The sequence below is a fragment of the Proteus alimentorum genome, assembly GCF_002607735.1.
Lineage (GTDB): Bacteria > Pseudomonadota > Gammaproteobacteria > Enterobacterales > Enterobacteriaceae > Proteus > Proteus alimentorum.
In genome coordinates, this window is record NZ_NBVR01000027.1 from 32,336 (window position 1) to 54,550 (window position 22,215).

Annotated in this window: 17 protein-coding genes; 14 read left to right on the forward strand and 3 right to left on the reverse strand. The window is 38.8% G+C overall.

Annotation, left to right across the window (positions count from 1 at the left end; genetic code table 11):
* The first annotated feature begins 5 nt into the window (after positions 1-5).
* Both B6258_RS10015 and nqrM read left to right on the forward strand, forming a co-directional pair.
* Positions 6-1,028 (forward strand): FAD:protein FMN transferase, encoded by a 1,023-nt coding sequence (locus B6258_RS10015; RefSeq protein ID WP_099075146.1) that lies wholly within the window; start codon positions 6-8, stop codon positions 1,026-1,028.
* A gap of 19 nt (positions 1,029-1,047) precedes the next feature.
* Positions 1,048-1,275, forward strand: a complete 228-nt coding sequence (gene nqrM / locus B6258_RS10020) for a (Na+)-NQR maturation NqrM (protein ID WP_099075147.1) — start codon at positions 1,048-1,050, stop codon at positions 1,273-1,275.
* Between the two features lie 97 nt (positions 1,276-1,372).
* Here nqrM and B6258_RS10025 read toward each other — a convergent pair whose 3' ends face one another.
* The gene (locus B6258_RS10025; protein ID WP_099075148.1) at positions 1,373-2,245 is read right to left on the reverse strand and encodes a glycerophosphodiester phosphodiesterase family protein; all 873 of its coding nucleotides are present in this window, start codon (positions 2,243-2,245) and stop codon (positions 1,373-1,375) included.
* A gap of 243 nt (positions 2,246-2,488) precedes the next feature.
* Between B6258_RS10025 and dinB the strand changes: the two genes are divergently transcribed.
* Positions 2,489-3,544, forward strand: coding sequence for a DNA polymerase IV (gene dinB, locus B6258_RS10030; RefSeq protein WP_099075149.1), 1,056 nt, complete (start codon positions 2,489-2,491; stop codon positions 3,542-3,544).
* A 75-nt stretch (positions 3,545-3,619) separates the two neighbouring features.
* On the opposite strand, the gene B6258_RS10035 is transcribed toward dinB, so the two are convergent.
* Positions 3,620-5,782: a TonB-dependent siderophore receptor gene (locus tag B6258_RS10035; protein ID WP_099075174.1), complete on the reverse strand. Its 2,163-nt coding sequence runs from the start codon at positions 5,780-5,782 to the stop codon at positions 3,620-3,622.
* A 297-nt stretch (positions 5,783-6,079) separates the two neighbouring features.
* On the reverse strand, positions 6,080-7,537 hold the full coding sequence (gene pepD, locus B6258_RS10040; protein ID WP_099075150.1) for a beta-Ala-His dipeptidase: 1,458 nt from the start codon (positions 7,535-7,537) through the stop codon (positions 6,080-6,082).
* A 353-nt stretch (positions 7,538-7,890) separates the two neighbouring features.
* On the opposite strand from pepD, the gene gpt reads away from it, so the two are divergent.
* From gpt to alaS, 11 genes are all read left to right on the forward strand, one after another.
* Complete coding sequence (gene gpt / locus B6258_RS10045) at positions 7,891-8,352, forward strand: xanthine phosphoribosyltransferase (RefSeq protein ID WP_006534780.1); 462 nt, start codon at positions 7,891-7,893, stop codon at positions 8,350-8,352.
* 202 nt (positions 8,353-8,554) lie between these two features.
* The gene (gene frsA / locus B6258_RS10050) at positions 8,555-9,805 is read left to right on the forward strand and encodes an esterase FrsA (RefSeq protein WP_099075151.1); all 1,251 of its coding nucleotides are present in this window, start codon (positions 8,555-8,557) and stop codon (positions 9,803-9,805) included.
* A gap of 71 nt (positions 9,806-9,876) precedes the next feature.
* Entirely contained in the window at positions 9,877-10,278 is a 402-nt protein-coding gene (gene crl, locus B6258_RS10055) for a sigma factor-binding protein Crl (RefSeq protein ID WP_099075152.1), read from the forward strand.
* A 115-nt stretch (positions 10,279-10,393) separates the two neighbouring features.
* Positions 10,394-11,497 carry a glutamate 5-kinase gene (gene proB / locus B6258_RS10060; RefSeq protein WP_099075153.1) on the forward strand — a complete coding sequence of 368 codons (1,104 nt, stop codon included), beginning with the start codon at positions 10,394-10,396 and terminating at the stop codon, positions 11,495-11,497.
* A gap of 11 nt (positions 11,498-11,508) precedes the next feature.
* Positions 11,509-12,762 (forward strand): glutamate-5-semialdehyde dehydrogenase, encoded by a 1,254-nt coding sequence (locus B6258_RS10065; protein ID WP_099075154.1) that lies wholly within the window; start codon positions 11,509-11,511, stop codon positions 12,760-12,762.
* A gap of 145 nt (positions 12,763-12,907) precedes the next feature.
* A complete protein-coding gene (gene aroL / locus B6258_RS10070) occupies positions 12,908-13,420 on the forward strand; it encodes a shikimate kinase AroL (RefSeq protein WP_099075155.1) in 513 nt (170 codons plus the stop codon).
* Between the two features lie 103 nt (positions 13,421-13,523).
* Positions 13,524-15,683, forward strand: coding sequence for a bifunctional acyl-ACP--phospholipid O-acyltransferase/long-chain-fatty-acid--ACP ligase (gene aas, locus B6258_RS10075; RefSeq protein ID WP_099075156.1), 2,160 nt, complete (start codon positions 13,524-13,526; stop codon positions 15,681-15,683).
* Positions 15,683-16,882 carry a lysophospholipid transporter LplT gene (gene lplT, locus B6258_RS10080; protein ID WP_099075157.1) on the forward strand — a complete coding sequence of 400 codons (1,200 nt, stop codon included), beginning with the start codon at positions 15,683-15,685 and terminating at the stop codon, positions 16,880-16,882. The genes aas and lplT overlap by 1 nt, the downstream gene beginning before the upstream one ends.
* A 36-nt stretch (positions 16,883-16,918) precedes the next feature.
* Positions 16,919-17,425 (forward strand): nicotinamide-nucleotide amidase, encoded by a 507-nt coding sequence (pncC, locus tag B6258_RS10085; RefSeq protein WP_099075158.1) that lies wholly within the window; start codon positions 16,919-16,921, stop codon positions 17,423-17,425.
* Positions 17,426-17,532: 107 nt separating this feature from the next.
* Positions 17,533-18,603 (forward strand): recombinase RecA, encoded by a 1,071-nt coding sequence (gene recA / locus B6258_RS10090; protein ID WP_099075159.1) that lies wholly within the window; start codon positions 17,533-17,535, stop codon positions 18,601-18,603.
* A gap of 904 nt (positions 18,604-19,507) precedes the next feature.
* Positions 19,508-22,135 (forward strand): alanine--tRNA ligase, encoded by a 2,628-nt coding sequence (alaS, locus tag B6258_RS10095; RefSeq protein ID WP_099075160.1) that lies wholly within the window; start codon positions 19,508-19,510, stop codon positions 22,133-22,135.
* The last annotated feature ends 80 nt before the right edge of the window (positions 22,136-22,215 follow it).

Here is a 22,215-nt window from a genome sequence, read left to right on the forward strand (position 1 = left end):
GAGTTATGTTAAAAAGAAAGATGATAAATTGGATAGTGATGCTGTCAGCATTAGTCCTATTATCTGCATGTGGTGAAAAGCAGCAGGTATTAGAAGGTGAAACCATGGGAACTTATTACTCGATTAAATATGTTCCTGACAGTAATTCACCTCCACAAAACGTCTTACAAACAGAGATTGATCGTATTCTTGAAGAAGTTAACGATCAAATGTCAACATATCGTCCTCATTCTGAACTCAGTCGTTTCAATCAAAGTCGTGAAATTAATACCCCATTTCCTGTTTCACCCGCGACAGCTAAAGTCGTCAGTGAAGCTATCCGTATTAATAAAATGACGGATGGGGCTTTAGATGTGACCGTTGGGCCATTAGTTAATTTATGGGGATTTGGCCCTGAAGGCCGATTTACACATCAACCTTCTGAAGAAGAATTAGAAAAACGTAAACAGTGGATTGGAATTGATTACCTTGCTGTCGAAGGTAATACACTCATTAAGAAGATCCCTGAGCTTTATGTCGATCTCTCTTCGATTGCTAAAGGTTATGGTGTTGATGCTGTGGCTGAATATTTAATTTCACAGAATATCACTAACTATATGGTTGATATTGGTGGTGAAGTAAGAACCCAAGGTGTGAATGGTAATGACAAGCTTTGGCGTATTGCGATTGAAAAACCAGCAAATGACGGCACCAAACAGAGTGTTCAGTTAATTATTGAACCAGGTGATAACTCAATTGCTACTTCTGGTGATTATCGTAACTATTTTGAAGAAAATGGTGTCCGTTTTTCTCATACTATTGATCCAACCACAGGTCATCCTATTAAACATAACCTTGTTTCTATTACTGTGATTGTACCAACTTGCATGAGTGCTGATGGTTTTTCGACAGGATTGAATGTTTTAGGGCCTGAAAAAGGATTAGCAGTCGCAAATGAGTTAAATATTCCTGTCTTTATGATAGTGAAAACTGAAAATGGGTTTGAAGAGCGTTATAGTAAAGCATTCGCCCCATTCTTGAAAAAATAGAATGTAAGGAGAGAAGGTTATGTTAAAAATATTTCTATTTGCCTTCATCTTATTCTTGATTGCCTTCTTTGGTATGGCGTTAGGTTATATTGTAAAACGTAAAAGCCTTCAAGGTAGCTGTGGCGGTTTAGGTGCTATGGGCATAGAGAAAGAGTGTGATTGCCCCGAACCTTGTGATGCACGTAAAAAACGCATGGCAAAAGATGCAGCAAGAGATGAATTACTTAATAAGAATAGAATTCTTTAAGTAAAATATAAAAATAAAAAAAGAGTGGTGTATCTGTTTACATCACTCTTTTTTATTTTATTCCTTTCTAAATACACGAAGCTAAAAGCTAGCGCGCTTACTCTTTTCTAAATGCTTTCATATTTGCGGGTGAATCGACCATAACTGCATCTGCACCTAATTCTGTGGCTTGAGTATAATCTTTCTCTGTATTGATCCCAAAAAGAACAATATGAGCATTGCCACCAGCACGAAAACAAGACATAGCATCTTTATCCCAACTCAGAATAGATGCTGAGCGTGCCTCACCTAATGTGTATTTCTCAACGACTTCTACTTTGCGGTGAAGCTCAAGCCCATACCAACGAGTAAAATCTAAATTTTCAGGTAGCAGGCAAACATGGCTCATTGTGATATTGGCTAAAATATCACGAGTAATATCACGACTTTCAAAACGTTGTACAGTAGTCGGTAAGGCATCAAGAAATGCAGTATTTGTAGAATAAACGCGGGTTCTATCTAGTGCGTTATGATTATAAAGTACGGTGGTTAATGCTTCACCTTGGATTGCTGGATCAGCATCGGGTGATTTTAAATCAAGATAAAACTGTGTTGTGGGGAATTGAGTTAAAATCTCATCCAATGTTGGAATGGTGACACCTTTATTTCGATAAGGAAATTGTTGTGCTTCACCAAATTTATAGCCTGCATCCCATTGTTTAAGTTCCTGCGCCGTAAAGTCAGAAACACTACCTTGCCCATTCGTTAAGCTTTTTAAATCGCTAGGGCGATAAAGGACAGGAATATTATCTTTCGATAATTGAATTGTGATCCAAATTGCATCAGCTTGATTAGAAAGAGCTGTTTTTATAGCAATTTCAGTATTTTCAGGGGCATCAGCTGTGCCACCACGATGTGCGATAATTTTAGGAGATGCCATAAGAATTACAGAATAAAAAAAGAGAGAAATAGCGATGAATAATTTGATCATGAAAAATTATTTCCTTGTTTTATATATAGTTACAAAACAATATTTTAAATTAATGGAATTAATCAACGAGCAAAAACAATCTATCATCACTTTGTGGCAATTCTATAAATAAACAAACTAATTCAGATTTTTATGAGAAATACACCTCAATAGAGGGAGATGAGAAGGAATAAAAATTGTAGTTAATATCCATTTACTGTATATTTAAACAGTGAATGGATTGAGGTGAGGTGAGGTGATTGTATGCGTAAAATTATTCATGTTGATATGGATTGTTTTTATGCTGCGATTGAAATGCGAGATAATCCGGCACTAAAAGAGATCCCAATTGCAGTTGGAGGCAATGCTTCTAGCCGAGGTGTGATTAGCACAGCGAATTATCCTGCCCGCCGTTTTGGTGTCCGTAGTGCTATGTCAACGGCAACGGCGTTGAAGTTATGCCCTCACTTAAAAGTTTTACCCGGCAGAATGTCTCTTTATAAAGAGACATCCGCAAAGATCCGCCAAATTTTTTCTCGTTATACCCACCTTATTGAACCTCTTTCACTTGATGAAGCTTATCTTGATGTATCTGACAGTATGCATTGTCGCGGTTCTGCAACGTTGATCGCCCAAGAAATTCGCCAACAAATTTTTGATGAGTTAAATCTCACTGCATCCGCAGGCATTGCACCGATTAAATTTCTCGCAAAAATTGCCTCTGATATCAACAAACCCAATGGGCAATTTGTTATTACACCGGAGCAAGTCGATGATTTTATTTTAAAATTACCGCTTAATAAAATACCGGGTGTAGGTAAGGTGACATTTGCTCGCTTGCAAGAAATGGGGTTAGAAACGTGTGCTGATATTCGTCGTACCGATGTCATTTCTTTGGTAAAAGCGTTTGGGAAATTTGGTCAAAATTTATGGGAACGCAGTCATGGCATCGATGAGCGCGAAATTAACCCTGATAGACTGAGAAAATCAGTCGGAGTTGAACGCACTTTTGCCTCAGATATTAATTCTTGGGATGATTGCTTGGCATTACTTGACGGGTTATATAGCGAATTAGAAAGACGACTTACAAAAGTAAAGCCCGATTTAAGGATAGCAAGGCAAGGTGTTAAACTAAAATTTGATGATTTTCAATTAACGACACAAGAGCATACTCATCCTATTTTAGAAAAAGCCGATTTAATAAATATTGCCTACCAAGCATGGCATGAGCGCCGAAATGGCCGAGGTGTGCGATTAATCGGCTTTCATGTCACCTTGCAAGATCCACAAATAGAACGACAACTTCTTTTAGCACTATAAGAATAAAAAACCATAGCCGATCAATAGACAGGCTATGGTTAATGCAGTTAATCTATATAGTTAATTTATATAGTATTACCAGCGATAATTCATTGTTGCTGTCATTGTTCTGCCAATCCCATAAAAACAGGCAGTATCACCAGCACAAGAGGCAACATAGTGTTTATTCGCAATATTATTCATATTAAGTTGAATTTCAGCACCTTTTAAAGAAGGTGATAGCTCACCTAATGAATAACCAATCATCGCATCGTAAAGTGTTACAGCCGGTACACTGATGGTATTTTTGGTATCACCTTGAGATACACCCACATATCTCACACCAACACCGGCTTTAGCCCCATTAAATAACCCAGATGTTTCATCATATTGACCCCAAAGTGATGCCATATGTTTAGGAACGCGAGGGAGTTCTTTTCCTTGCGTTCCTTCAATAATGGTTTTTCTTACTTCAGTATCGGTATAAGCATAACTGCTGATAAATGAAATATTTTCAGTTAATTGGCTATTAATTTGTGCTTCAACACCACGGCTTCTAATTTCACCCACTGGTTCAAAATATGCTTTTTCAGCATTGTAGTTGGTTACATTGCGTTGTTGTAATTGATAAACAGAGAGTGTTGCCAATGTTTGTTCATTCGGTGTGAGGTATTTGATCCCCGCTTCTAATTGACGACCTTCACTCGGATCAAATGGTGCTGTGCCTGGTGCGCGACGAGTTTGTAAATTAGGCTCAAAAGAGGTGCTATAGCTAATATAAGGAGAAATACCATTATCAAAAGAATATAGAAGCCCTGCGCGACCCGTTAGTTTGTGATCATCTTGTTGAACATCGCTTTTAGCTAAAAAATCATGAGTCCGCACTTGAGCCCAATCTTGGCGTAAGCCCGCAAGTAAGATCCAGTTTTTCCATTGGATCTGATCTTGTAGATATAACCCGATTTGATCTCGTTTCTGTAGCTGATCAGTCGCAGGTTTTTGTAAACTCATATCAATTGGATAGTGATAATTAGGATCACGCCAATCAAGATCGTACTCAGAGCCCATTGCGCGGAGTAAATTATCTTGATCTTTACTCCATTGATAATCAATCCCCACAATCATAGTATGATTAAGTTTTGCAGTAGTAAAGTCAGCTTGTAGACGAGTATCAATACCTAATGTATCTGTTTCTCGTTGCTCTTGTTGCGCTCGGCGTTCAAGGACATAAGGGTTATCTTTTCTTAAAGATCCAAATACAAGGTATTTATATTTTTGATTAATATGGCTATATCGAGCATTCTGTACAATTTTTAGTGAGTCACTAAATTCGTGTTCGAATTCATAACCTATACCATATTGTTGACGCCATGATTTATGGTAATCAGGATTGTTGACATCAAAATCAAAGGGAATAGTACCAGCAGGAGTGCTTTTAACCGTACCATAAGCAGGTAAAAAATTACGATATCCAGCTTCAGGCTCTTGCTGAATAAAGCTTAATAGCGTTAAGCGAGTCTGTTCATTAGGCAAGAAAGTAATCGCAGGTGCAAGTGCAAAACGTTCTTCTTTATAGTTTTTTATTTGTGTATGTTGTGTTTTTGCAATACCGTTTAGACGATAAAGCACACGATTATCATCACTTAAGGCACCTGAGAAATCAAAAGCCGTTTCTGCTAATTTATCATTACCCGCACGTACTTGAATGTGACGAATAGGGGATACAGTGGGTCTTTTACTGGTCATTGCAACAAGGCCACCTGGGTTTACTTGGCCATAAAGAACAGATGCAGGTCCTCTAACAACTTCAACGCGCTCTAATAACCACGGATCAATTGCGCCAGTTGATGATGAAGCTCCCATTCCATAGCTTAGGCCGTCAAGAAAACGTGGTGCATAACTGTATCCACGAATAAAAACCTCATCATTACGATTAGAACTTCCACGATATTCTGTGAAAACGCCGGGTGTATAACGTAACGCCTGAGAAACTGAACTGACATCTTGAGCGTCCATTTGATCACGCGTGATCACACTAATGGATTGTGGTGTTTTTTCAATTTCAGTGGGTGTTTTATTTGTTGATAATGTTTTTGTTGCGACAAAACCGGAAACAGGTGCTTGAGGATCTTGTGATGTAGATGCCGTAACAATTATCTTTTCAGGTACATTTTGATTGACTGCCGCATGAATTTGAACAGAGAGTAAACTGAGAGGTAAGGCAATAAAGACGCTAGCAACGCAATTTTTATTAGACACAATAGAACCCTTTAATTTTTTATTATTTAACTTTAAATGCGGAAGCCATGAAAATATCACCCCGAAAACATTAATGCTAATGATAATGATTAGCATTCTATATATTTAATTTATTAAGATTTATTTTTTATTCCATAATGAAATAAGCAATTATGGAATTGACTCTATGAGGAATAAATTATGATCTTTAAGGTAAATAGGGTGTGAATAGGTGAGATAAATTATTTTTTGGTGATGAATTTAGCCACAAAAAAACCCGCCAATTAAGCGGGTTTCATTACTAATGTTAAAGCGAGATTATTTAGCAGGGATTGCTTTTAAAATCGCAGTTAATAATTGCCAGTATTGACCGACGCTCTTAATGTGAACGCGTTCGTCTGGTGAGTGAGCACCACGGATTGTTGGCCCAATAGAAACCATATCCATATCAGGGTAAGGTTTTTTGAACAGGCCACACTCAAGTCCGGCGTGGATAACCATGATGTTTGGCACTTTATCAAACAGTTGTTGGTAAGTATCACGAACTAAGTGCATAACAGGAGAGTCTGCATCTGGTTTCCAACCTGGGTAACCGCCTTTGGTTTCGATATCTGCTTTAGCCAGTTTTGCTAATGCTGTCAGCATGCTAACAACATAAGTTTTACCGCTATCAATCAGAGAACGAATTAAGCACAGGATCTCGACTTTATCGTCAACAATGCTAACAACACCGACGTTTAATGAAGTTTCAACCACACCTTCAACGTCGTCACTCATACGAATAACGCCATTTGGCATTGCATTAAGTAGGTTGATTAAGCGTTCTTGGCAATCAACTGTGAAAACTTTTTTATCTGTTGTTGTATCAATTAATTCAACTTTTAGATTTTTTTCAGCAATAGCTAATTCAGTTTTTAACAGCGCTTCAAATTTCGCTTTTACTGCATCTAGTTGGCTTGCTTTATCCGCTGGAATGGCAAAAACAATGTTTGCTTCACGAGGGATCGCATTACGCAGTGTACCACCGTGGAAATCAATTAATTTCAGTGATAATTCTTCTGCATGACCCGCTAAGAAACGTGCTAATAATTTATTTGCGTTACCTAAACCTAAATGGATATCACCACCAGAGTGACCGCCATTTAATCCTTTCAGAACCAGTTGCTTAACAACGTGGCCTGCTGGAATTGCATCGTAAGAAAGGCTCACTGTGGTTTTAACATCAATACCACCCGCACAACCCATGTAGATTTCGCCTTCTTCTTCAGAGTCTGTGTTGATAAGAATATCAGCTTGTAACCAACCTGGTTGTAAACCAAATGCGCCGTCCATGCCGGTTTCTTCCGTCATAGTTAGCAGTACTTCTAATGGGCCGTGCTTAACAGTGTCATCAGCTAAGACCGCTAATGCAGATGCCATACCAACACCATTATCTGCACCTAATGTGGTGCCTTTCGCTTTGATCCACTCACCATCAACATAAGGTTGAATCGGATCTTTAGTAAAGTCGTGAACTGTGTCGTTGTTTTTTTGTGGCACCATATCTAAGTGTGCTTGTAAAACAACGGCTTTACGATCTTCCATACCTTTGGTTGCTGGCTTACGAATTAAAATATTGCCAACGGCATCGCGCTCTGCAAAAAGTCCTTTTTCACTTGCCCAAGAAAGAATATGGGTAGCTAAGGCTTCTTCATGATGTGATGGATGTGGAATCGAACAAATTTTTGCAAAAATATCCCATAGTGGTTGTGGGGATAGAGTAGATAGTTCAGACACGATGGATCTCCTCTAACAGCATCTGTGTTATTGATAGCCTACCGCTTTTTTAAGGGTTAGCTTTATTATTCTGAGCGTTATACGCCAATATAGTTGAGAATATCACTTTCTTCTGATGAATGCGTCATTCTATTCACATCTCTATCTAAGAAATTAGATCTCTATTTTGTATTCATTTTTTACAAGGTTCACTTTTTAATCAGAAAAAGACATTACAGAAAAAAATGAGGATAATCTCACCTGTTTTCACGTTTTCTCTGGTTTTTAGGTGCCCAAATCACTATAATCTCGCGCAACCTTTTTTTCCGCAAAAAAGCTTCTCTCGAAATTCAAGTAGCTAGGATCACAATATTATGAGCGAAAAATATGTTGTAACGTGGGATATGTTGCAAATACATGCCCGTCAATTGGCGCAACGTTTATTACCAGTCGAACAGTGGACAGGCATTATTGCTGTCAGCCGTGGGGGATTAGTCCCTGCTGCATTACTTGCTCGTGAATTAGGTATCCGTCATGTGGATACAGTCTGCATTTCTAGCTATGACCACGATCATCAGCGTGACCTCAAAATCTTAAAAAAAGCAGAAGGCGATGGTGAAGGCTTTATCGTTGTTGACGATTTAGTTGATACGGGTGGTACTGCTAAAGTTATCCGTGAAATGTATCCAAAAGCGCATTTCGTCACTATCTTTGCAAAACCAGAAGGGCGTCCTTTAGTGGATGATTTTGTGGTTGATATTCCGCAAAATACTTGGATTGAACAGCCTTGGGATATGGGGGTTGCTTTTATTCCACCTGTTTGCGATCAAAAATAAGTTGATAGCATTCGTTTTGCTGTTTTAATTGAGATCCTCGCCTAGGCGGGGATTTTTGTTTTTAAGCTTTTTTCTCTTTCTTGTTATGGTGTCTTCGTGCGATTGCTTGTCGTGATACACATTGTTTCAGTCGATTTCATGCTATGATAGAGCCAGACTTTTAAGCCCCCTTTATACGATATCCACTGATTTGAAGAGTGATATGGCAAACAATACGAATCTTTCTGAAACTTTATTTAAGCCACGAGCAAAACACGCTGAAACCTCGACGCTAATTCAGTACACCCATCCAAAATCAAATATTAATACCTATACCGTGCTTAATGGTACGAGCCAGCAAAATTGGTATCGAACTATTCAACGTTTACTTTGGATTTGGCGTGGAATTTCCCCTATTGAAATAGAAGAGGTGTTAAGTCGAATTGCGGTACAGGATGCCCCTCGTAGTGACGATAAATTTATTGATACCGTGGTAGGGTATCGTAAAGGAGGTTGGTCATTTGAGTGGTCACATCAAGCGATGATCTGGCAACAAAAAGCATTACGTGAAGAGTCTGGTGATGCCGCAGCAGATTGTTGGCTACAAGCCGCACATCTTTATAGCATTGCCGCATATCCCTTTATTAATGGTGATTTCTTAGCTGATCAAGCTGTTATTTTGTCGATGAAAGCTTTTGAGAATGCGACGAAATTTTCCTCTTTTGACGTCAAAAAACTAACATTTAAATTAGAGGGAAAAGGGACGACAACGGGATTTCTGCATTTGCCAAAAGATTGCAGGGGGCCTTATCCTACCGTGTTATTTTGTGGTGGATTAGATGGCTTACAAAGCGATTATGTCAGCTTCTTTCGTGATTACCTTTCCCCTAAAGGTATTGCAATGCTAACGCTGGATATGCCAGCAATTGGTTATTCAGCAAAACAAAAACTAACGGAAGATACATGCCAGTTACAAGGTGAAGTACTAAAACAACTTTCTGAAGTACCTTGGATTGATCATACTCGTGTTGGTGTGATGGGCTTTCGTTTTGGCGGTAATATTGCCGTGCGCTTAGCTTATATCTACCCAAAATTGATTAAAGGCGTTGTTGCCTTAGGCCCTTTGATCCATTCCTTCTTTACCCAAGCTGAATTGCAGAAAAAAATTCCTGTGATGTATCTTGATGTGTTAGCAAGTCGCTTAGGATTATGGAATATTGATGAGAATAATCTTCGATTATCATTGAGTAGTTATTCTCTGAAAAACCAAGGCTTGATTGGGCGACGGATACCTGTTCCTATGATGGGCGTTTATTGGAAAGGGGATGAAATGAGTCCTAAAGAGGATTCGCAATTAATTGCACGCTCCTCTATGGATGGTGACATTCTCGCTATTAATGACAAACCGCTTTACGAAAATTTAGAGCTTGCGTTACAAAAAAGTGCAGATTGGATCTATGATAAATTAATATAATTAATTTTAAACAATAACTTGCTAATTATATTAGATTATATAACAGTAGAGTTTCTAAGGAGACTGAATTTATGACTTCATCTTTGAACCCTACCCGAGGTAAGTTATTAAAGCGTTTTGCTCAAATCGGTCCATATATCCGAGAGCAACAATGCCAAGAGAGCCAGTTCTTTTTTGACTGTTTAGCCGTTTGTGTAAATAAAAAAGTCGCGCCGGAAAAACGAGAGTTTTGGGGCTGGTGGATGGAATTAGAACGTAATAATGAACAGCTCATTTATCATTATCAAATTGGGCTATTCGATAAAAATGGTGATTGGCTCCATCAGAACATCAGTAAGAATGATGTTATTGAGTCAATCAATGAAACACTTATTCGTTTTCATGAATTTCTTCAACTCGCGGTGAGTGAATTAGAGATGACACTCATCCCAGATGAAAAAATGAACAAATTTCCTCTCCCCATTCAGCCCTAATTTTGTGTTAGGGCAACTTTTCATAGATTTTGCGTTATGTCAGTTGGCATAACGCTTCTCTCCTGATAAAACTGTGTATTATCTTTTTAAATAATCAACAAGAATGGTAAATGTTATGAGTAGCAGCCAAACGCTGGTTGTTAAATTAGGGACAAGTGTACTTACTGGTGGTTCACGACGTCTGGATCAGTCTCATATTGTTGAGCTGGTTCGCCAATGTGCTAAACAACACGAAAAAGGGCATCGGATTATCATTGTCACTTCAGGTGCAATTGCAGCAGGACGTGAATATTTGAATTATCCTGATTTGCCCGCAACGATTGCTTCAAAACAGTTGCTTGCCGCAGTAGGGCAAAGTGCCTTAATTCAAGTATGGAAACAGTTATTTGCCATCTATGGTATTCATATTGGTCAAATGCTATTAACGCGTGCTGATATTGAAGATAGAGAACGTTTCCTAAATGCACGTGATACATTACATGCACTGTTAGATAACCATATTATTCCCGTTATCAATGAAAATGATGCTGTTGCTACCGCGGAAATTAAAGTGGGTGATAACGATAACTTATCAGCATTAGCGGCTATTTTAGGCGGTGCAGATAAACTGTTATTATTGACGGATATTGAAGGGCTTTATACGGCTGATCCCCGCAGTAATCCAGATGCTAAGTTGATCCCCGAAGTTTTTGATATCAATGATGAGTTGCGCCAAATGGCAGGTGATAGCGTATCGGGCTTAGGCACGGGCGGTATGGCAACAAAACTGCAAGCAGCAACCGTTGCTGGGCGTGCGGGTATTGATGTTGTCATCGCCGCAGGCGTACAACCTGACGTTATCGCTAAAGTTATAAATGATGAACCTGTTGGGACGTTATTCCATGGTTTACAAAGTCCATTAGAAGCGCGTAAACGCTGGATCTTTGGTGCGCCAATTGCGGGGGTGATTGTGGTTGATGAAGGGGCTGAAAACGCAATTAAAGAAAAAGGTAGCTCCCTTTTACCAAAAGGTATCAAAGACATTAAAGGCGATTTCTCTCGTGGATGTGTTATCCGCATTCAAAGTTTGCAAGGTAAAGATCTCGCTCATGGTGTTGCACACTATAATAGTGACGCACTGCGTTTAATTGCAGGGCACCATTCACAAGAAATTAGTCAAATTTTAGGTTACGAGTATGGCAGTGTTGCCGTGCATCGTGATGATATGATTGTTAGCTAAGGAGCCTTCTGATGTTAGAACAAATGGGTAAATCTGCAAGAGAGGCATCTTGGCATTTAGCTCAACTATCAACAGAGCAAAAAAATCAGGCATTATTAGTGATGGCTGATTTATTAGAACAACAAGAAGCTTCAATTCTTGCCGCAAATGAAAAAGATATGCAAGCGGCTCGCGAAGCCAATATTAATGCCGCTATGCTTGATCGCTTATTACTTAATTCTGCACGTTTAAAAGCCATTGCAGATGATGTACGACAAGTGTGTCGTTTAGAAGATCCTGTGGGTCAAGTGATTGATGGCCGTATGCTAGATAGCGGTTTACGTTTAGAGCGTCGCCGTGTGCCGTTGGGTGTTGTGGGGGTTATTTATGAAGCTCGCCCTAATGTCACAATTGATGTCGCTTCTTTGTGTTTGAAAACGGGTAATGCGGCTATTCTTCGTGGCGGAAAAGAAACCCACCATACTAACCAAGCGGTTGTTGCTGTTATTCAACAAGCATTAGAAAAATGTGGTATTCCTGCTGGCGCTATTCAGGCGATTGATAAACCTGATCGTGAGTTAGTCGCTAAAATGCTAAAAATGGATGAGTATATTGATATGCTTATTCCACGAGGTGGTGCAGGATTGCATAAACTTTGCCGTGAACAATCAACCATTCCAGTTATCACTGGTGGTATCGGTGTTTGTCATACTTTTGTGGATGAAAGTGCAGATTTAGAAAAAGCATTAACTGTTATCGTCAATGCAAAAGTACAACGTCCAAGCGCGTGTAACTCTTTAGAAACGCTCTTAGTACACGAAAATATTGCAGATCTATTTTTGCCACAGTTAAGTGATGCTATGGCGGCTCAAAAGGTGACTTTGCATTCAAGTGAGAAGGCATTAGCTGGGCTGAAAAAAGGCGGGGCTACTGTGGTTGATGTGAAAGATGCAGATTATTGCGACGAATGGTTGTCACTTGATTTAAACGTAGATGTTGTGAGTGGTTTAACTGAGGCAATTAGCCATATTCGCCGTTATGGTACTGCGCACTCTGACGCTATTTTAACGCAATCTATTGCGAATGCAGATCGCTTTGTTCGTCAAGTCGATTCTGCTGCGGTGTATGTTAATGCAAGCACGCGTTTTACTGATGGTGGACAATTCGGTTTAGGTGCCGAGGTTGCTGTTAGTACTCAGAAATTACATGCTAGAGGTCCTATGGGATTAGATGCCCTAACGACCTATAAATGGATTGGTTACGGCGATAATACAATTCGTAGCTAATTGTTAAGATGACTCAATAAGCCATACTTTTCTAAAGTGTGGCTTTATTTTTTTGTTACATCAGGTATGATATTTCACACTTTACAGTATGTAAATTTTTAATTACACCCCTAAAAGGGAACACACTATGGAGATAGTGCATTTTATGGATAGTACAATTTACCTTATCGGACCTAGAGGTGCAGGAAAAACAACAGTAGGTAAAGCGCTTTCCCTCACTTTAAATTATAGATTTATTGATACGGATGATTGGATAACTCAAAAATATCAACAAACTATAGCTTCAATGGTTCAAGAGAAAGGTTGGGATTTTTTTCGGCAAACGGAATCAGAAGCACTAGTCCAAGTTAGTCATCCTAATCAAGTTATCTCAACGGGTGGCGGTATGATTTTAGCAGAACAAAATCGTACTTATATGAAATCTTCAGGTGTTATTATTTATTTACAGGCATCTCTTGAAACTTTAGTTGAGCGTTTGTCCCGAGATCCCAATGAAGCACAAAGACCAAGTTTGACGGGTAAAACATTAGTTTCAGAAATGAATGACGTTTTGGCTAAACGTGAACCTTTATATTTGCAATGTGCTGATATTATTGTCGATGCGGGACTACCTATAAATGATATTATTGAGGCAATTCTCGCAAAACTAATGAAATAATTAAGTAGTCGTCTGATATAAAGGATAAAACAGGGAACATCTATTTTATTTTCATCACATCCTATTTATAGTAAGGCTAATTATAGCAAAATGAGATATGGATATGATGTTGATAGCGTTTTTTAAAACACTATTTAAATTCTTATTTAGAATAAGAATTGAAGGACTTGTTAATCAGTTTTCACAATATGAAAAATGTATAATTACGCCAAATCATACTTCTTTTATTGACGGTATATTATTACGTTTATTCCTGCCTATTAATCCGGTATTTGCTGTTTATACTTCTGTTGCTTCTGCAAAAACGACAAGATGGTTAGGTCGCTATGCCGATATCGTACCTTTAGATCCCGCCAATCCAATGGCTGTGCGTCAGTTGGTTAAAGAAGTGGATAAAGGTCGTCCGGTTGTGATTTTCCCAGAAGGAAGGATCACCGTAACCAATGGGTTGATGAAAATTTATGAAGGTGCTGCTTTTATTGCCGCAAAATCAGGCGCTAAAGTTGTTCCTGTTAGAATTGAAGGGGCTGAATTCAGCTATTTTTCACGAGTACGTAAAAGCTTACGAATAAAATCTCAATTCTTTCCTAAAATCACTATCAAGGTACTTCCTGCTGTTGATTTACCGATGCCAAAAGCTGAAAAATCTTCTGAGCGTCGTCGATTAGCGGGTGAAGCCATGCGCGATATCATGATGGAAGCCATCATGCAAACACGCCTTAATATCACGCTGTACGAAGCATTTTTACAGGCAATGTCTCAATATGGGCGGTTTAGTCCATTAATTTCAGATATCAATCTAAAAGAGGACTCCTATCAAGGGTTGCTGAAAAAAACGTTAGGGATCAGCCGATTGATTGAGCGTTACACTGAACCTAAAGAGCGTATAGGTTTACTGCTTCCAAATACAACAGTAACTGCGGCTGCACTATTAGGTGCAACAATGCGTCAACGTGTTGTGGCAATGCTTAACTACACGGCAGGTAGTTTAGGTGTACAAAATGCGATGAAAGCGGCATCAATCAAAACCATTTTCACATCACGTCAGTTTTTAGAAAAAGGGAATTTATTGCATATTCCTGAGCAAACCCCAGAAGCGAATTGGATTTATCTTGAGGATCTAAAAGAGACTGTTACCAGTGAAGATAAACGCTGGATCCTCAAACATCTCATTACGCCTAAAAAAGCGATGTTACCGCAAGATGCACATGATGCAGCCGTTATTCTATTTACATCAGGCTCTGAAGGGACGCCTAAAGGTGTTGTTCACAGCCATTCAAGTTTATTGGCTAACGTTGAGCAAATTCGTGCTATTGCTGATTTTTCACCGAAAGACAAATTTATGTCAGCATTGCCGTTATTCCATGCATTTGGTTTAACAGCTTGCTTGCTAACGCCAATTTGCTTGGGCGCCCGCGTTTTTCTTTATCCAAGTCCGTTACACTATCGAGTCGTACCTGAATTAGTCTATGACCAAAATTGTACAGTATTATTTGGTACATCAACCTTTTTAGGTAATTACGGAAAATTTGCCCATCCTTATGATTTTGCCAGAGTGAGATATGTGGTTGCTGGGGCGGAAAAGCTCTCTGAATCAACGCGTGTTTTATGGCAAGAGAAATTCGGTATTCGTATTTTAGAAGGTTATGGCGTAACAGAATGCGCACCTGTTGTCTCAATCAACGTGCCTATGAGTGCTAAAGCTCATACAGTAGGGCGTTTATTACCGGGGATGGAAGGTCGCTTAATCCCAATGAATGGTATTACCGAAGGCGGTAGACTACAACTGCGTGGCCCTAATGTAATGATGGGATACTTGCGTGTAGAATCACCTGAAAAACTGGAAGCTCCTGTTGCGACTAATGCTGAAGGTCTTGACGAAGAAGGTTGGTACGACACGGGTGATATTGTTGCTATTGATAGCGAAGGTTTCTGCACAATAAAAGGACGCGTTAAACGCTTTGCAAAAATTGCAGGTGAAATGGTTTCTCTCGAAGGTGTTGAGCAACTTGCACGTAAAGCATCTCAAGGTGAGCATGCAGTTGTATCAATAAGTGATAAACGCCGAGGTGAATCGTTAGTTCTTTTTACAACAGATAGACAGTTAGATCGTAGTGTACTATCAACACTGGCAAAATCTGAAGGTGTTGCTGAAATCGCTGTGCCGAAAGACATTCGTTTTATCAAAGATATTCCTGTATTAGGAAGCGGAAAAACGGATTTTGTTTCATTGAAGAAACTTGCTGAACAGGAAAACAACTAATGCCAGAGAATATTAGCCAGCCTCCTTTAATGAGTAGGGGAATGAAAGCGGTACTTTTATCGCAATTTCTTTCTGCTTTTGCCGATAATGCCTTGCTGTTTGCCATTCTTGCACAGTTTAAATCGTCACTGTACCCAGAGTGGAGTCAACCTGTCTTACAAATGGTCTTTGTGCTGGCTTTTATTCTTTTAGCCCCTTTTGTGGGACAATTTGCTGATCGTACTCCTAAAGGCAGAGTTATGCTCAGTGGTAACCTTTTAAAATTTGTAGGCGCATTTCTTATCTGTGTTGGCTCTGATCCTTTCCTGGGTTATGCCCTCGTGGGAATTGGTGCTGCGGTTTATTCTCCAGCTAAATATGGCATCTTAGGTGAATTAACAGATGGTGAACGTTTAGTTAAAGCGAATGGCTTAATGGAAGCTTCTACCATTGCAGCTATTTTACTGGGATCAGTTATTGGTGGTTTACTCTCAGATTGGAGCATTGTTTTTGCATTAGGTGTTTGTGCTGCAATGTATGCTTTAGCTGTATTTGTTAACTTTGGTATACCTAAATTATCAGCAGCTCAAATTGGTCGTGGTTGGAACATTAAAAAAATGTTCATACTGTTTCTTGAGGCTACACGTACTTTATGGGCTGATAAAGAAAGTCGCTTTTCTTTAGTGGGAACCAGCATGTTTTGGGGCGCAGGAGTCACATTACGCTTTTTACTTGTTCAGTGGGTTCCTATTGCTCTAGGTATGACCGATAATACGACACCGACGGTATTAAATGCGATGGTTGCCATTGGTATTGTGGTCGGTGCTGGATTAGCGGCTAAATTTGTGACATTGAAAACAGTGCGTCGCTGTATGCCAGCCGGTATTTTAATTGGTCTTGGCGTTGTTTATTTCTCACTGCAAACCTCAATTATTCCATCCTACTTAATTCTTATCATCATTGGTGTTTTTGGTGGTTTCTTTGTTGTGCCATTGAATGCGTTATTACAAGACAAAGGAAAGCACAGTGTAGGTGCTGGTAATGCTATTGCTGTACAAAACCTCGGTGAAAATACAGCAATGCTATTAATGCTTGGATTATTCTCACTGGTTACGAGCATTGGTATCTCTGTTGTTGCTATCGGAATTGGTTTTGGTGCTATCTTTGCCCTAGCCATTGGTGGGCTATGGTTATGGGATTGCACCAGAAAGAAATCTTAAACAGTGAGATTTAGAATAGAGGTTAGATGAACCTTAATGATAAATTACGATGAAATGACCCGCCTAAGTATTGAGGTAGGTAAAGCGTTACTTGAAAAGAAAAGTACGATAACAACGGCTGAATCTTGCACTGGCGGATGGATTGCAAAAGTTATCACTGATATTGCAGGAAGTTCTGAATATTATCACCGTGGCTTTGTAACATATAGCAATGAAGCAAAGCATGAAATGATAGGCGTTGATGAACAAACTTTGCTTAAATACGGCGCGGTGAGTGAAGAAGTCGTTCTTCAAATGGCCAAAGGGGCGCTGATAACAGCTAATGCAGATGTTGCCGTGTCTGTTAGTGGTATTGCAGGCCCCGGTGGTGGTAGCGAAGAAAAACCCGTTGGTTTAGTTTGGTTTGGCTTTGCAATGAAAACGCCAACAGGTATTCAAACTATGGCAAAACACTGTATATTCAGTGGTTCACGAGAGCAAATAAGAGCTGAATCTGTTATTTTTTCTTTAAAATCAATAATTAAAGAAATTATTGATAATTAACTTGATACTGTATGATTATACAGTATAATGAGTTTCAACAAGCAAAATCATATACGTTTTAATGGTAGTGACCCATCTTTATGCTTCACTGCCCAGAGGGAGATAACATGGCTATTGATGAAAACAAACAAAAAGCATTGGCCGCAGCACTTGGTCAAATTGAAAAGCAATTTGGTAAAGGGTCTATCATGCGTCTGGGCGAAGATCGTTCCATGAACGTTGAAACCATCTCTACGGGTTCTTTATCATTAGACGTTGCTTTAGGTGCTGGTGGTTTACCACGCGGCCGTATTGTTGAAATCTATGGCCCAGAATCTTCTGGTAAAACAACGTTAACATTACAAGTTATCGCTGCCGCTCAACGTGAAGGCAAAATTTGTGCATTCATTGATGCTGAGCACGCCTTAGATCCTATCTACGCTAAAAAACTAGGCGTAGATATTGATAATCTGCTGTGTTCTCAGCCTGATACGGGTGAACAAGCCTTAGAAATTTGTGATGCGTTATCTCGATCTGGCGCTGTTGATGTTATCGTTGTTGACTCCGTTGCTGCTTTAACACCAAAAGCAGAAATTGAAGGTGAGATTGGTGATTCACACGTTGGCCTAGCGGCTCGTATGATGAGCCAAGCTATGCGTAAATTAGCGGGTAACCTGAAAAATTCCAACACATTGCTTATTTTCATCAACCAAATTCGCATGAAAATCGGTGTTATGTTTGGTAACCCAGAAACCACAACAGGTGGTAATGCTCTTAAATTCTACGCATCTGTTCGCTTAGATATTCGTCGTATCGGTTCTGTTAAAAACGGTGATGAAGTTGTTGGTAGTGAAACACGCGTTAAAGTGGTGAAAAATAAAATTGCAGCACCATTTAAACAAGCTGAATTCCAAATTATGTATGGCGAAGGTATTAATACCTTTGGTGAACTGATTGATTTAGGTGTTAAACATAAATTGGTAGAGAAAGCTGGCGCATGGTACAGCTACAATGGTGAGAAAATTGGCCAAGGTAAAGCCAATGCTACAACTTACCTAAAAGAACACCCTGAAATGTATGATGAGTTAAACACTAAACTACGTGAAATGTTATTAAATCATGCTGGTGAATTTACTAGCGCAGCTGATTTTACTAACGATAGTGATAATGCAGCAGATATTGAAGAAACAGAAGAATAATTTTTTTGCCAATGTCTAAATTGCTAAATTAAATGTGTATTAAAACATATTACGATTATCGTAGTTGTAAACCTCTAGTCAATTAATGTGATTTAACTCACTTAAAAAAGGAAGCTCTAAAACAGCTTCCTTTTTGCTATATGTCGTATTTTTTATTCAAAAGAAGGTTAAAATTAGTCTTATTTTGTTCTCTTCTCATAAAAAATAGCCTTTAACACTACTTTATTTAATATAACGATATTTTTTACTAACCTATTTTTTTTAGCTGTATGAAATTTTATATAGTGAAATTTTGGTGATATATCCTTGTGGATAAATAATCTAAATAAGAATCATTACGATAATATGGTTGCGCCAGATAATAAATAATTGACATATAAAAATAAATATCTTCAATATATTTGGATCTAATTTAAATTGTATTTAAAGGTTTGTTGAGATGTAAGATGTGTTTTATACTGATAAACGCTTTTATTTTAGTAAGTTATCGTGCTATTAATATCTTATTTAAGTAATGATGCTTATGTGTTTATTACTAATTGCTATGAGAAAAAGAGATTATTCAGAGAAAAGAAACGTATAAAGAGTAATCTCATAAAAAATCAGCAATAACAAATACTTTTTAATAATTACAAAATGAAAATACTTTAAGTTGTTAACATTTCACTAGATAATTGCTCTTAAATAGAGAAAAGTCCCATTCTCAGATAACAATCCCACTTTCAGAAAAAAACTAGACGATTTACAATGTCAACACGAATAAGTTTATCGGGGGTTTTACTTCTGACAGAAGAAATTCTATCTTATCCCTACTTATGTATTCGTTGGCTAAGTAGAGGTAACAATAAACCTCCTCTAACTAGATTTCTAATTTCTGTTTTTCCAGCTTGATTTCGGGATAATTATGAGCAAAAGCACCGCTGAGATCCGTCAGGCGTTTCTCGACTTTTTTCATACTAAAGGACATCAAATAGTACCTAGCAGTTCTTTGGTTCCAAATAACGATCCAACATTGCTGTTTACAAACGCAGGGATGAACCAATTCAAAGATGTATTTCTTGGATTGGATAATAGACCTTATTCCCGAGCGACAACCGCGCAACGCTGTGTGCGCGCTGGTGGTAAACATAACGATTTAGAAAATGTGGGTTATACCGCTCGTCACCATACCTTTTTTGAAATGCTAGGTAATTTCAGTTTTGGTGACTATTTCAAACATGATGCAATCAATTTTGCTTGGGAATTATTAACAAGCAAAGAGTGGTTCAACTTACCTAAAGAAAGACTTTGGGTAACGGTATATGCCACAGATGATGAAGCTTATGATATTTGGAATAAAGAAATTGGTATTCCAGCAGAAAGAATAATCCGTATTGGTGATAACAAAGGCGCGCCATTTGCATCAGATAACTTCTGGCAAATGGGTGACACAGGCCCTTGTGGACCTTGTACTGAAATATTTTATGATCATGGTGACCACATTTGGGGCGGACCTCCAGGCTCACCAGAAGAAGACGGCGATCGCTATATTGAGATCTGGAATATCGTCTTCATGCAATTTAACCGTCAATCAGATGGTACAATGGATCCATTGCCAAAACCATCGGTTGATACCGGAATGGGATTAGAGCGTATTACCGCTGTTTTACAACATGTAAACTCTAACTATGACATTGATTTATTCCGTTCTTTAATTAAATCTGTTGCACAAGTGACTAATGCAACGGATTTAGAAAATAAATCATTACGTGTTATCGCCGATCATATTCGTTCTTGTTCATTCCTTATTTGCGATGGCGTTATCCCTTCTAATGAAGGACGTGGCTATGTTCTGCGTCGTATTATTCGTCGTGCAGTACGTCATGGTTATATGCTTGGCGCTAAAGATACTTTCTTCTATAAGCTAGTTGCTCCATTAATTGACGTTATGGCAGAAGCTGGTGAAGAATTAAAACGCCAACAAGCTATCGTTGAAAAAGTATTAAAAACGGAAGAAGAGCAGTTTGCTCGCACGTTAGAACGTGGTCTTCAACTATTAGATGAAGAGCTTGCTCAATTAACAGATGACGTTCTTCCAGGTGAAACCGCTTTCCGTCTTTATGATACTTATGGTTTCCCTATCGATTTAACTGCCGATGTTTGTCGTGAAAGAAATATCAAAGTTGATGAAAAAGGCTTTGAAGTCGCGATGGAAGAGCAACGTAAACGTGCTCGTGAATCCAGTGGTTTCGGTACGGATTATAATAATCTAATTAAAGTGGATAGCCGCAGTGAGTTCTCTGGTTATGAGCATGATGAACAGCAGGGCACAATTACCGCTATTTTCCATAACGGACAATCAGTCACTGAATTAAAAGCAGGTGAAGAAGGTATTATCTTCTTAAATAAAACCGCATTTTATGCAGAGTCTGGTGGTCAAGTTGGTGATAAAGGTGTTCTAACAGGTAAAGATAGCCTGTTTGAAGTCACAGATACGCAAAAATACGGTAAAGCTATTGGTCATATTGGTAAAGTTAACGTAGGGTCATTTATTGTTAACCATAAAATCAATGCAGCCATTGATACTGCTCGCCGTGATGCTATTCGTTTAAATCACTCTGCGACACACTTATTGCACGCAGCATTGCGCCAAGTTCTGGGTACGCACGTTACTCAAAAAGGCTCTTTAGTTAACGACAAATATCTGCGTTTTGACTTTTCTCATTTTGAAGCCGTTAAACCAGAACAATTACGAGAAATTGAAGATATTGTAAATGCGCAAATCCGTCTTAACTCACCGGTTGTCACTGAGTTAATGGATCTTGAAGATGCGAAAGAAAAAGGTGCAATGGCACTCTTTGGTGAAAAATACGACGAACGAGTTCGTGTTTTAACAATGGGTGACTTCTCTACTGAGCTTTGTGGTGGTACTCACGCTTCTAGAACGGGGGATATTGGTTTATTCCGCATTGTCAGTGAGTCAGGTACTGCAGCAGGTATTCGTCGTATTGAGGCGATTACGGGCATTGCAGCAATAGAGAGTATTCATGAGCAATCAGATCTTATCTCTCTTGTTGCACAAGTTCTAAAAAGTGATGGTACAAACTTGGTCGAAAGGATCAAAACAGTCCAAGAAAAACATCGTTTATTAGAAAAAGAACTCCAACAACTAAAAGATCAGCAAGCTGCCCAAGAGAGTTCCTCTTTAGGTAGCCAAGCTAAAAACGTGAAAGGTATCAAACTTTTAGTTCGTGAGCTTAATGGTGTTGAGCCAAAAATGCTAAGAACAATGGTTGATGATTTAAAAAATCAATTAGGTTCTGCAATTATTGTGCTTTCTACTATTTCTGATGGTAAAGTGAGCTTAATTGTTGGGGTCACTAAAGATTTAACTGCTAAAGTTAAAGCGGGTGAGCTAATTAGTTTTGTAGCACAGCAAATTGGCGGTAAAGGTGGCGGTCGCCCTGATATGGCTCAAGCGGGTGGTACTGATGTTGAAGCTTTACCAGCAGCTTTGGCAAGTGTTGACGAGTGGGTTGAATCGCATCTGTAAGCGATAGCAACCTGAAAAAAGGCGATATCCCTGTTTGTATAGGGATAACGCCTTATAGAGATATTGATGATCCGTTAAAT